The organism is Nitrosomonas sp. Nm132 (assembly GCF_900100485.1).
In the GTDB taxonomy this organism is placed as follows: domain Bacteria; phylum Pseudomonadota; class Gammaproteobacteria; order Burkholderiales; family Nitrosomonadaceae; genus Nitrosomonas.
The window spans coordinates 1-12,671 of record NZ_FNDH01000056.1 but is presented as its reverse complement, the minus strand read 5'-3'; the positions used below and the strand labels follow the sequence as shown (position 1 = coordinate 12,671).

At 41.8% G+C, this 12,671-nt stretch carries 11 protein-coding genes, 1 tRNA gene and 1 pseudogene; 8 read left to right on the top strand and 5 right to left on the bottom strand.

Annotated elements, in window-relative coordinates; all coding sequences use genetic code 11:
- Nucleotides 1-78, top strand: a pseudogene (locus tag BLP80_RS15330) (IS5/IS1182 family transposase); the annotation flags it as partial.
- Between the two features lie 222 nt (nt 79-300).
- Nucleotides 301-699: a helix-turn-helix domain-containing protein gene (locus BLP80_RS13190; RefSeq protein ID WP_090543982.1), complete on the top strand. Its 399-nt coding sequence runs from the start codon at nt 301-303 to the stop codon at nt 697-699.
- On the opposite strand, the gene BLP80_RS13185 is transcribed toward BLP80_RS13190, so the two are convergent.
- The 5 genes from BLP80_RS13185 to BLP80_RS13165 form a co-directional block, all read right to left on the bottom strand.
- Nucleotides 694-1,395: a hypothetical protein gene (locus BLP80_RS13185; protein ID WP_090543980.1), complete on the bottom strand. Its 702-nt coding sequence runs from the start codon at nt 1,393-1,395 to the stop codon at nt 694-696. The two genes, BLP80_RS13190 and BLP80_RS13185, sit on opposite strands and share 6 nt — an antisense overlap.
- A 378-nt stretch (nt 1,396-1,773) precedes the next feature.
- Entirely contained in the window at nt 1,774-4,290 is a 2,517-nt protein-coding gene (locus BLP80_RS13180) for a YfjI family protein (RefSeq protein WP_090543978.1), read from the bottom strand.
- A 4-nt stretch (nt 4,291-4,294) separates the two neighbouring features.
- Entirely contained in the window at nt 4,295-4,540 is a 246-nt protein-coding gene (locus tag BLP80_RS13175; RefSeq protein WP_090543976.1) for a helix-turn-helix transcriptional regulator, read from the bottom strand.
- 264 nt (nt 4,541-4,804) lie between these two features.
- Nucleotides 4,805-5,995, bottom strand: a complete 1,191-nt coding sequence (locus BLP80_RS13170) for a tyrosine-type recombinase/integrase (RefSeq protein ID WP_090543974.1) — start codon at nt 5,993-5,995, stop codon at nt 4,805-4,807.
- Between the two features lie 163 nt (nt 5,996-6,158).
- Nucleotides 6,159-6,245: transfer RNA gene (locus BLP80_RS13165), tRNA-Leu, on the bottom strand.
- A 255-nt stretch (nt 6,246-6,500) separates the two neighbouring features.
- Between BLP80_RS13165 and queA the strand changes: the two genes are divergently transcribed.
- The 6 genes from queA to BLP80_RS13135 all read left to right on the top strand — a co-directional run bounded on the left by queA (nt 6,501) and on the right by BLP80_RS13135 (nt 12,467).
- Nucleotides 6,501-7,535: a tRNA preQ1(34) S-adenosylmethionine ribosyltransferase-isomerase QueA gene (gene queA, locus BLP80_RS13160; RefSeq protein ID WP_090543972.1), complete on the top strand. Its 1,035-nt coding sequence runs from the start codon at nt 6,501-6,503 to the stop codon at nt 7,533-7,535.
- Entirely contained in the window at nt 7,532-8,617 is a 1,086-nt protein-coding gene (tgt, locus tag BLP80_RS13155) for a tRNA guanosine(34) transglycosylase Tgt (protein WP_090543970.1), read from the top strand. The genes queA and tgt overlap by 4 nt, the downstream gene beginning before the upstream one ends.
- Nucleotides 8,618-8,671: 54 nt before the next feature.
- Nucleotides 8,672-9,130: a preprotein translocase subunit YajC gene (gene yajC, locus BLP80_RS13150; protein WP_090543968.1), complete on the top strand. Its 459-nt coding sequence runs from the start codon at nt 8,672-8,674 to the stop codon at nt 9,128-9,130.
- A gap of 73 nt (nt 9,131-9,203) precedes the next feature.
- A complete protein-coding gene (gene secD, locus BLP80_RS13145; protein WP_090543966.1) occupies nt 9,204-11,051 on the top strand; it encodes a protein translocase subunit SecD in 1,848 nt (615 codons plus the stop codon).
- 81 nt (nt 11,052-11,132) lie between these two features.
- Nucleotides 11,133-12,065 (top strand): protein translocase subunit SecF, encoded by a 933-nt coding sequence (secF, locus tag BLP80_RS13140; RefSeq protein ID WP_090543964.1) that lies wholly within the window; start codon nt 11,133-11,135, stop codon nt 12,063-12,065.
- Nucleotides 12,066-12,251: 186 nt separating this feature from the next.
- The gene (locus BLP80_RS13135) at nt 12,252-12,467 is read left to right on the top strand and encodes a hypothetical protein (protein WP_143002299.1); all 216 of its coding nucleotides are present in this window, start codon (nt 12,252-12,254) and stop codon (nt 12,465-12,467) included.
- The last annotated feature ends 204 nt before the right edge of the window (nt 12,468-12,671 follow it).

Sequence of the window (12,671 nt, the reverse complement as noted above, 5' to 3'; positions counted from 1 at the left end):
ACACGATACGACAAACTCAAGAGAAATTACGAAAGTATGGTAGCTATCGCGTGTGGATACCTGTGGCTACCTATGTGAAATGTCAACAGACCCTAGCAAAAACAAATATTCTTATACGATCAGATACATCTAGGAATGCTTATTGGTGCGGGAGGGGTAACCGCAAAGCATGAAAACGTGATTGAAATATAATGATATTTATTTTTAGATTTTTAAATATACCGTCAAAAATACCGTTAAATTTTTTTGCTGATCTGTTTTATAATTATGCTATTAGAATAGATAGCAGGATATGTACAAATGGCAGGACGGAAACCAAAGACTCTTACTGATGAACAAAGATCAGAAGTTGAAACACTCGCCGCTTTTTTATCACAAGATCAAATAGCGGATTATTTCGGAATAGCCAGAGCTACTTTTCTAGCTATGATGGAGCGTGATACAGATATTCTCATACGCTATAAAAAAGGCAAGGCAAAAGCTATTTCATCAATTGCTAATGGATTAATTCAAAAAGCTAGGGGTGGGGATGCTGCCTGTATGATGTTTTATCTAAAAACTCAAGCTGGATGGCGTGAGAAAAATCAACCGGATGAAATGACTTTAAAGCTTGCTGCGTCAGTTACTCCAAAGATTGATTTTTCTCGTTTTACTCCCGATGAATTACCTGTTATCAGGCGTTTCTTGTCGGAGCTATAAAACGCCTTCTCCCTTAGCCAGACTGGGAAGCAGTTTGGCTAAGATTGGTAGTTGTGGTACTGATGGTACTGATGGAGTATTCTTTCTTGAAGGCTTAACGTTCCATTCGTATCGGTTAAGAACAGCATTACCAACACGCAATCTATAAAGGGCTAATCTTTTAATGCCTAGGTAGTCAGGGGTATTTTTCTTTTCTATCATGTCCAGAAGATAATTATAGAATTGCATGGGGTGACAATCAGAAAAATCCACTGTCTGCAATTCAAGCTGTTTGAGCAGGTCATCCATATCGTTGTATAACCAGTCTTCGATGAATCTCTTGAGAGTATTACTATCTTTAGCACGTCTTGCTATTTCTAGTCCTACTTGTTTAGCAAACTCTGCTCTCCATAGTATATTTGCTTCTATTTTTGCCCGTATTCCATTAGTTTCGTTTATGTGTTCCCTGAAATCGTCACGAATAAGTGTGATTAATGACATAACTGCATTGAGCAATAAATCATCTGCCTTTTCGTTGATTCGATATTTCTTACTTTCCGCAATGATCGCCCTTGATAAAAAATAAAGAAAGATTTCATTATTTGGAAATTCTTTTTTTGCTGAAATATCCGGATTATTAACTTCTATCAGCTCATTAATAAAAGTTATGAATTTGAAAGATAGGTCATCTACTCGCTGCTCTTTTGTAGCGTTCATTTAAAATTTCCTTATAAATTAGTATGTATATGTATAGCGTTTGTAATTAACAGAAAATATCAATTCCTGAAAATTGGAGTATGTATAGTCGTTTTTCAATTTCCACAGGCACCCCCTTGCTATAGTTGCTATAGTTGCTATAGTTGGTCTCAAAGCCTTTATTCATGCGGGTTTCCATACTTCGCCAACTATAGCAACGGCTTGCTACAGTTTGCTATAGTTGGTCTCAAGCCTTTATTCATGCGCGGTTCCACTCAACTGTAGCAAACTATAGCAACGGCTTGCTACAGTTGCGGCATTCTTGAAAGCCTTTATTCATGCGGGTTTCCACTCAACTGTAGCAAAAATAGCAAAAATAGCAGTAGCAAGCATGCAGAATTAAAGAAGCAAAGGGTTTACTTTAAGAGTAAAACGCTTTCCATCTTTGGTGACTTGTAATCGGTCAAGCTCACACAATTCCTTGATGGCATTCTTCAGCTTATCGCTTTTGCGTAATGGCCCATGTTGTAGCGCATAGTTTTGGCCGATAAAAGAAGTGCGTTCACGCTTGCAATACTCTATTAACCATCTATCCAGCCTTGCTGCGTCAGCAAGTTCTACAGGCAAAGCCAGCTCACTAAAGAAGCGCCTTGATTCGTGTAGATGCCATGCAGCAATTCTGCTTGCTCTATCAAAAGTATCTGCATCAATTGATCCACTGGGGCCATACTTAAACGCATGAAATATCGCTGCTAGTCTTGCTGCATTGTCTGCTGATTTACTCGCGACATCCCGCACGTCATAAAGCTCACCACCATTGGCAAGTTCCTTCTCAATGCTATCGTGGTATTCAATCCACTTAGTTTTTGCATCTGGTGATAGTTCTAACGTAGCAGGCTTTAGCATTCCATCATCAGGATTGAAAAGGGGTAGTATGGATAAAATGTTTCTTAAGCATCTATAGAATTCTTTAAGAGCAGGTAAATGATTTGGCGGCTCAGTAAAAAAGCGTGTGCCTTGTGTTGATTCCGGCCATGAAATAAGGAACCGTGCAAAAAAACCCGTTCCACGTGCCAAGGCTCCCGATTTCTCCACAAACTCAAGCAAGGTTGTTTCCTGTATTTGTAGCCCCACTGTTAGCCTTGCATCTTGTACTGTGAATGATTCTGAGGTTTTTCTACCAACCTTATGAACACCACCATCCCAAAGAACGTTATATAAGGCAAGATTACGCATTACCGAATCTTTACCCATTCCATGAGAACCTAGAATTACACCCGCTTCACTAGATACGACACCAGATGAAGGCCAATGCTTAGCAAGACTCCATGCTAAATTTTCTTGTGTTTCATCACCAAGCAATAGCCGGGGGATTCTTGGCGCTTTTGGTTTGCTGTGTTCAAGGTTAGCAACCTTATCTTTTAATTCATGCGTAGCGTTGCCGGTTTTAGCAGCGTTTTTGATTGCTGATAAGATTCCTTCATGTTCAGCCTCCCATGACGATAAAGCAGCAGCAAACTCTTCCAAATCAGGTTTCATTAATTCAGCTTGTTCCCGCTCATACTCTTGAATAGGTTCACTAAAGAACTTATCACAGGTGGATTTTCTTTCCCCTGAATCGCCAATAGTCAGCATGAATAAACTACATGGGCCTAATAGCTTCTCTGCACGCTTAACATTCACATGGGCTTGTATTGCCAGTGACAAAGCACTTAATGCAGACGATGCCACCAGTGGCACAGGAGCTTTAACAAAGCCCTGAACTTCCAGGATGGCTTCACGTATTCCATCAGGTAAAGCATCTATAGGGTAAGGATTAGGGGGAGCTTTGACGCCTAAAGGTTGAGGTTCAGGAAAGGGCTTATCCACACTTTGGGCGTCGTTATTCTGCATGTACTCACGCTGGCGTCGCTTATTAGCCTCTTCATCCCATTGATAAGCTTTTTTCCAGTCGCCACCACATTCAAGAAGCCGGTAGCAGTCAAAAGCATCATGAGCATAGCCATCATTAAGCACGTCGCTACCGTGAGAAAAAACACTACTGCTATTGCTACATAGCTGAACACCTGGCACACCTGATTGGGAGTTTGGATGAAGCCAACGATCCCCCACGGCTTTGTAGCCATTACGTTCAAGAACCTTTCCAACACTAAAAGACTGGTTAAAGGAATTAATTGATTCGATCTCATCAGGGTTAGAATTGCGCTTTTGTGAAACGGGCTCTTCTTTTATCCAGTCTTGGGGTATTGTGGTAGGGTCAAACCATTGCCCCTCGAATTGATAAAATCTGAATAGATTCATGCTTTCCTCATTCGACACACGGGGGGTAAACCAAGGCTGCGACCAAACACGGTTTTCATTGACTAATGCCAACATTACACCGTTACCATGTAACTGGTTTATTAGATAATCGACAACCACAGGTAATTGGTTACGGGTATAAGAACATGGAATGATTACCCGATACTTGTTAAGGCCCTCTTGATTACTGTGTGTTGTGTGAATCAAATGAGTAATACCAAGCCTGGATAAAACCTTATGAACTTCCGATGGATCAGGCGCACCATTGATTTTTACGCCATCACTGATTGATGAATCACCATCAAGGATAAGGATGCAGGCTGTGCTTGATAAACTCTCATCATTACGTTTACTGCCCTGAGATCGTACAATATACGGGCCGTCTTTTGCTCCAATCTTAGGTTGTTCAAATGAACTTGCAAATTCTGACCAAGTAGGATTCCATTCTTCTAAATCAGTAGAACGACACCCCTTACCACAATAGGAAAGTCTCAATTCATTGGACGAACTTACTTGATTTGCAAGCGGGAATTTATTATGATAAGTGTCTGTTGTTGAATGATTATTTATATTACCCTCGGCCTCCCACCGAGGGTTTTCTTTTTGGAAGGTCATCGTCTTACCTCCCTAAATCTTTTCGTTTAGCTTCGAGTTCAGCTACAAGCTCTCTTAGTTGCTCATCGTTAAAGCCTGCTGCGTGTGCTTTGCATATCGCATTAATTTCACTAGCAATCCATACGGATGTACGACCAAGCTTGGTGGGAGGTGGGAAAATTCCCATGCGAATCCGACCATATAAACTCGCATGGGAAAGAGTGGTTTGCTTGATTACTGCTGGTTTCTTTAGGAAATTTATATTTTCCATATTTTGTTGTTACCTTCTTATTAAAGCTAACAACAAGGATAATTGGTGCTTGCATTAATCAAGTTTCTATAGGATACTAGCACTTGGATAATTGATCCTTGTAATTAACTGGATTAAAGAAACCCCGTCTTGTGCCCTACACTTGACGGGGTGTTTGTGCTTGTACACGACAAGACGCCACTATATTATATGATATTCAAATCTTCTTAAAGAAGAGTTAAAGAAGAATATGAAAAAAGTATGTATGTCGTTAAGAGCAATTGATTATTTATCCATACTCTCCCCAGAAAGTTTGGCTAAATAATCAGCCCACCATTGCATCATCTCCCTTCGTTTGGGTAAGTGTTCTGCAAAGTTATAACTAGCTGATACCTTATTACGTTCTGCATGGGCTAATTGTCGCTCTATCGCCTCGTGTGGCCATCCATGCTCATGAAGTAGGGTTGAAGCCATGCTGCGGAAGCCGTGTCCGGTTATTTCATCCTTGTCATAACCCATGCGCCTTAATGCTGCGTTGACGGTATTTTCTGACATTGGTCTGACGGTACTTCTTATGCTTGGAAAGATATATTTCCCATCCCCTGTTAATGGCTGGATGGCTTCTAATATCTCTACTGCTTGACTTGATAAAGGAACAATATGCTGTTCTTTCATCTTCATTTTATGACCGGGTATGCGCCATTCTTTCTTATCAAAATCAATTTCTATCCACTCTGCATGGCGCAATTCACCCGGTCGAACGAATACCAGCGGGGCAAGCTGTAACGCGCATTTAGTGGTATATGAACCTACAAAACCATTGATTGAGCGTAGCAAAGCGCCAATAGCTTTAGGATCGGTAATACTTGCATGATGTTTTGCTTTAACGGGTGTTAATGCACCTCTTAAATCGCCACTAGGATCACGTTCAGCGCGTCCGGTTTGTATGGCATACCTAAATACCCTACCAACATATTCCCGCGTGCGTTGCGCTTTCTCGTGCGCCCCACGGCTTTCTATCTTGCGTAACACAGCAAGCAATTCAGGTGCATTAATATCCTTGATTGGACGATTGCCCAGCCATGGGAATATATCTGCTTCCAAGCATCGTTTTATGTTGGCTGAGGTTGATTCTGCCCAGGTAGTTGACTGCTTGATGTGCCATTCAAGCGCTATAGCTTGAAAGGTGTTTTCATGAGCATGTTTCTTGACTTGCTTGTTAATGGCTTTAGCCAGACTTGGGTCAATATCTTTAGCCAGTAACTCCCGCGCTTCGTCTTTTTTCTTACGTGCAATGCTAAGGGTGATTTTTGGATAAACACCGATAGCCAGCGTTTTACGCTTATTTGCATAGCGATAATCCATGCGCCAATACTTCCCGGCTGATTGCACCAGCAAATATAATCCGCCACTGTCGGTTAACTTGTATGGTTTATCTTTTGGTTTAGCGTTACGTATTGCGGTATCTGTGAGCATTTGACGGTATCTCATATGGCGGTAGGTAAAGTACCGTCAAAGATACCGTCATTTTGGCGGTATGTCCATATACGCTGTGATACTATAGGAGACTATCAACCTCGATTTAATCTAGTAAATTCAAGGGATTTGATACGATTAGACACTATCTAAAATGCTTATTTGGTGCCGGGAGGGGGAATCGAACCCCCATGAAGTTTCCTTCGCGGGATTTTGAGTCCCGTGCGTCTACCAATTCCGCCATCCCGGCAGCCCCCATTTGTTTTAATTTTATTTCGGGCGAGGCGCAATTATTACTGAAAATAGCGGGTACAGCAACATAGCGCTTGTGAAAAAATTGTGGCACATGGTTCGAGAGCAAGGGAGATCGGATAAAGTAACGAGATATATCAAGTAGATAGATGAGGAATCAGTACATATAAGAACAAAACCACCTTGCCCCCTAAACACAAGATATCGAAGCGAAATTCGAGAATAGCTTAAGCACACCGGTATAATAGGGGCGATGAGAACTCAGGACTTCGATTTTTTTCTACCCAGTGATCTGATTGCACAGTTTCCGCCCACGCAGCGAACAGATAGTCGCATGCTTTACTTAGATAGTCCATGTGACAAATTTCAGGATACTTTATTCATTGACTTACCGAAATATCTGCGCGCTGGTGATGTTATCGTTTTTAACGATACCCGAGTAATCAAAGCACGACTATGGGGTATCAAGCAGACCGGCGGCAAGATAGAAGTAATGGTAGAACGGGTACTCGATTCTCATCATGTCCTGGCAATGATACGTGCCAGCCATGCTCCCAAGATCGGATCAAGGTTATTACTGGAAAACACAATTAATGCAATTGTTCAGGGACACGAGCAAAATTTTTATATACTGCGCTTCACACATGAACTCTCAGTAATTCAGCTACTGGAACAATACGGTAGCCTGCCATTGCCACCTTATATTGAGCGACAGGCGACGCAACTGGACGAGGATCGCTATCAGACGATTTTTGCAAAACAAGTCGGCGCTGTCGCGGCTCCTACCGCGGGCTTGCATTTTGATGAAGCAATGCTAATCAATCTACGTGAAATAGGTGTAGTGATCACTTATGTAACGTTACATGTCGGAGCTGGAACATTTCAGCCTGTTCGAGCTGAAAATATTTTGGATCATCAAATGCATACAGAAATTTATTACATACCAGCAGAAACGATTGGTGCGATTCAACAAGCGAAAGGTACCGGTAATCGTGTGTTAGCAGTAGGCAGCACATCCCTGCGCGCCTTGGAAGCATGCGCCAAAACCAATGACGGTCAATTAAAGCCAGGGTATGGTGAAACCAATCTCTTTGTGATGCCAGGCTTCAATTTTCGTATCGTTGATCGTTTGCTTACAAACTTTCACTTACCTCGATCCACTCTATTGATGATGGTATCTGCTTTTGCTGGGATGGAAAATATCCATCGCGCCTATCAACATGCCATCACCCAACGCTACCACTTTTTTAGCTATGGTGATGCCATGCTTATTGAAAGAAAAGTATGAAATTCGAATTACACCATATTGATAGTGGAGCCCGACGAGGAACACTGACGCTTACCCACGGTAAGGTAGAAACACCCGCTTTCATGCCTGTAGGAACGTATGGAGCAGTCAAAACTGTCTCACCTGCAGAATTACAGGAAATCAATGCAAAAATAATATTGGGCAATACTTTCCATTTATGGTTACGACCAGGCTTGGACGTGATTGAAACACATGGAGGTCTACATCGCTTCATGGGATGGAATGGTCCAATACTCACTGATTCAGGAGGCTTCCAGGTTTTTAGCCTCGGCAAACTGCGTAAAATCAACGAGCAAGGCGTAGCATTCCGTTCCCCAGTAAATGGTGATAAGTGCTTCTTAACACCCGAAGAATCTATGCGTATTCAGCGTGCACTCAATTCTGATATTGTCATGATCTTTGATGAATGTACGCCTTACCCAGTCGATATTTTGACAGCCAAGACATCTATGGAGCTCAGCCTACGATGGGCAGAGCGATCAAAACGCGCACACGATGGAAATCCTAACGCACTCTTCGGTATTGTTCAGGGAGGCATGCATGAAAATCTACGAGACTTATCTCTTGCTGGCTTACAGCATATAGGTTTTGATGGTTACGCTGTAGGCGGCCTATCTGTAGGCGAACCCAAGCAGGACATGCAACGCATACTCAATCATATCGTACCCCAGTTGCCCCCTGATAAGCCCCGCTATCTAATGGGAGTAGGTACGCCAGCAGATATCATTCATGCGGTCGCACAAGGCATTGACATGTTTGATTGTGTCTTGCCTACACGCAATGCACGCAATGGCTGGCTCTATACACGAAATGGCATTATCAAGCTACGGAATAGTCGATATCGTCTGGATACCTCACCACCGGATGATCAATGTCTCTGCTATACCTGCCGCCATTTTACGCGGGCATATCTCCATCATTTGCAGCGAATAAACGAAATCCTCGGTGCACGCCTGAACACTCTACATAATCTTTATTATTATCAGCAGCTCATGACTGAGATTCGCACAGCAATTGAATCCGGCCAATTTGAACGATACGCACGAGAATTTCAGGCATGATGCTGCAGCGTGTTAGAATGCAATTTTTAATCTTTTTCTTCGGGAGAAAATATCATGTTGATTAGTGAAGCCTTTGCTCAAGCGACTAATGGTGCTCAAGCTGAACCGAACTTAATGAGTTTCCTGCCATTAATCGGGATTCTTGTTATTTTTTATTTTTTATTGATTCGTCCACAATCCAAGCGCGCAAAAGAGCAAAAATCAATGAGAGAAGGATTACAAAAAGGCGATGAAGTTATTATAAGTGGCGGCGAGTTAGGCCGTGTCACTGGCGCTGGAGAGAGCTACATTACGTTGGAAATAGCGCCAAATATTGAAATAACCGTGCTGAAATCTGGAGTGCAGACTTTATTACCCAAAGGTACGCTAAAAAGTATTGATGCAGGTAAAAGTAATAAAGCACTTAAAAACAGTAAGCCCCAAAAAACAAGCGATGCTCAGGAAAGTAGCAATGAAGGTAGTAATGTGACAGCTACTAACGAAACTCAAAAAGAGAGCAGCGAAAAAAACTAAAGGATTCAATAAGAATCACATATTTGGCCAATTTAGCCATCTCTGCCCCTATTTTTTTAATTCATTTAATACCATGAACCGCTATCCTCTCTGGAAAAATTTGATCATTGTGATTTCGCTGCTTGTTGGATTGCTTTATACCTTACCCAATTTTTTTGGTGAATCACCCGCAATACAAATTTCGCCACTAAGAATCACAGCAGAGGCTGGTATACCACTCTTGCAAAGAGTAGAAGATGTTCTTAGCAAACATGATCTGACTACTGAGGGAACGCTCGTCGAGGGAAGTAGCATTAAGATTCGTTTTGCTGATACGGACATTCAAATCAAGGCTAGAGACATCCTGCAATCGGAACTTGGCACTGATTACATCGTTGCACTCAACCTGATTCCCAATTCTCCTGAGTGGCTGAATAGTATTGGTGCATTACCAATGTATCTAGGGCTTGATTTACGTGGTGGCGTACATTTCATGTTGCAGGCTGATATGGATGGAGCATTGTCCAAATCACTGGATCGCTACAGTACAGATATTCGCAGCAGCTTGCGCGAGCAGAAAATTTCATCTGCTGGCCTCAATCGAGAAAATTCACAGCTCATAATCAAATTCAGAGATGAGCAGTCACGCTCAAAAGCTGAAACTGAGCTCAAGAAAATATATTCTGATCTGGATCTGCGCACACAAGATACGGATAAGGATTTTCGCCTGCTAGCATCAATCAAGCCTGAAGCACATATTCGCATGCAGAGCGCGACCATACAACAAAACATCACGACTTTACGTAATCGTGTTAATGAACTCGGTGTAGCAGAACCTATTATCCAACAAGCAGGGCCGGACCGCGTTATCGTACAACTACCTGGCGTCCAGGATACCGCTAAAGCAAAGGATATTCTGGGAAGAACAGCTACTCTGGAAATCAGGATGGTGGATGATGAAAGCGATATCGAGGCTGCGTTAAGAGGACATATTCCATTTGGCACCGAGTTCTTCACTGAACGTGGTGGCGGCGCACTACTGGTAAAAAAACAAGTACTGTTGACTGGCGATCGTATTACAGATGCACAACCTGGGTTTGATAATGACAACCAGCCAGCAGTTCACATTAGTCTTGATAGCAATGGTTCACGAATCTTCAAGCAGCTAACACGTAACAATGTTGGCAAACGCATGGCCATTCTATTAGTTGAAAAAAAACATACAGAGGTCATCACCGCTCCTGTGATACGTGAGGAAATAGGCGGTGGACGCGTACAGATTAGTGGCCGAATGAGTAGTGTAGAAGCACGTGATGTAGCTCTTCTGTTGCGCGCCGGCGCATTAGCTGCACCAATGGAAATCGTTGAAGAGCGTACTATAGGACCGAGTCTAGGCGCTGATAATATCAGCAGGGGGTTTAATTCAACATTATTTGGCTTCCTGGCTGTAACCCTCTTTATCATGCTTTACTACAGAGCATTTGGTGTTATTTCTGCCCTCGCTCTCGGTGCAAATCTTTTATTATTGATCAGTCTTCTCTCAATTATACAAGCGACATTAACCCTTCCTGGCATGGCTGCGATTGCACTTACAGTTGGCATGGCGATTGATGCAAATGTTCTAATTAATGAACGCATTCGCGATGAACTGCGCAACGGTTTAACGCCACACCTTGCCATCAGTGCTGGCTATGAACGAGCGTTTGGGACCATTTTGGATTCAAATATCACGTCACTGATTGCGGGTATTGCATTATTTGCTTTTGGTTCGGGTCCAGTCAAAGGATTTGCAGTTGTACTATGTCTGGGTATTCTAACTTCTATATTCACAGCAGTGACCGTTTCTCGAGCGATGGTTAATCTGACCTATGGCGGTCATCGCAAATTAGAAAAAATCTCGATTGGTACTGTCTGGAAACCTAAAACTATTAAGCGTCAATAACAAATAATTATATATCTGGTTTTACTCGTAATCGAAATCACAAAAAGCTGGTCTAAAATAGCTAACTAGGATTCTTAAGCCATGGAATTTTTTAAATTTGAACGTGATATCCCCTTTATGAGTTGGGGAAAATACACCACTACTATTTCGTTACTAACTTTTATCTTTTCAGTTTTTTTTATTAGTACAAAAGGATTGAATTTAGGGGTTGATTTTACAGGTGGAACTGTGCTGGAGGCCAGTTATGCGCAACCAGCCAATCTCGATAAAATTAGATCAATCTTTGTTACGCTTGGAATATCTGACGCGTCAGTACAGAATTTTGGCTCTTCTCGTGATGTATTGATTAGATTACCCGTCAAGCATGAATTATCCAGTGCAAAGTTATCAGAAACTGTAATAGCCTCTCTTAAAGAAATTGATGAATCAGTAGAAATACGTCGAGTAGAATTTGTTGGCCCCCAGGTAGGTAATGAGTTGCTAGAAAATGGGGCATTAGCTTTACTGTTTGTTTCATTTGGTATCGTTGCATATCTAGCAGTACGTTTTGAATGGAAATTTGGGGTTGCTGGTATTATCGCCAACCTACATGATGTGGTTATTATCTTAGGTTTTTTTGCTTACTTCCAATGGGAATTCTCTCTTACAGTTCTTGCCGCAATTTTGGCAGTCCTCGGTTACTCGGTAAATGAATCTGTTGTGGTATTTGATCGCATTCGCGAAAATTTTCGTAAAATGCGTAAAGCTCCTGTAGCACAAATTATAGATAATGCTATTACACGAACAATGTCTCGTACTATCATTACTCATGGCAGTACACAGGCAGTCGTTGTATCTATGCTTCTCTTCGGTGGCGAGGCTTTATATTATTTTGCATTAGCCCTAACCATTGGTATCTTGTTTGGTATTTACTCTTCTGTACTCGTCGCAAGTCCGCTTCTCATGTTATTAGGGGTCAAGCGCGAGGATCTCGTAAAATCAGAGAAAAAACAACAAGAGGAAGCTCTGCCATAATTCTTAATTTGGATTAGATTATTCCAATCAATCAAGATAAATAAACTTATACAACGTAAGTTCGACATAAAGATCACATCAGCACGACTGAAAGAGCTTGAGAGGGGCTGATATTAAGTAAGGGTTTCTTCTCCCGGAATGTGTAATTCCATTCCTATTTCATAAGTGAAATAACAGAAGTAGCTTATGAAAGGAAATATTGTGATGGCACGAGTAGCGCGTGGAAAAGTGGTGTTGGAACAAGCAAAGGATTTGCTGGTTAATTCAAGAACAATAGAAGAATTAAGACAGGCGCAAGCTGTAGTGCTACCTTTGGATCTACCTTCTTTATCGCCAGATTTCTCTCTCACAACTATAGTTTTTAGATTTACAGGAAGCCTCGCCAGGACATTCATTGTTTAACTATCATTGCGTTATCCAATTAGCCCATCTTTAACCTCATCCTGCTAAATTCCCTCCCTTTTTCCGTTTCGTATATTTCTAGCTAACTGATATACAAAGCTTTGTATTCTGTGGCACGCTCAAATACGTAATATAGTGCCATAATATTATGGAGATATCTTGTTTTATCCTCCGCTTTGTAGTAACGTCGCGCCTATGTTTATC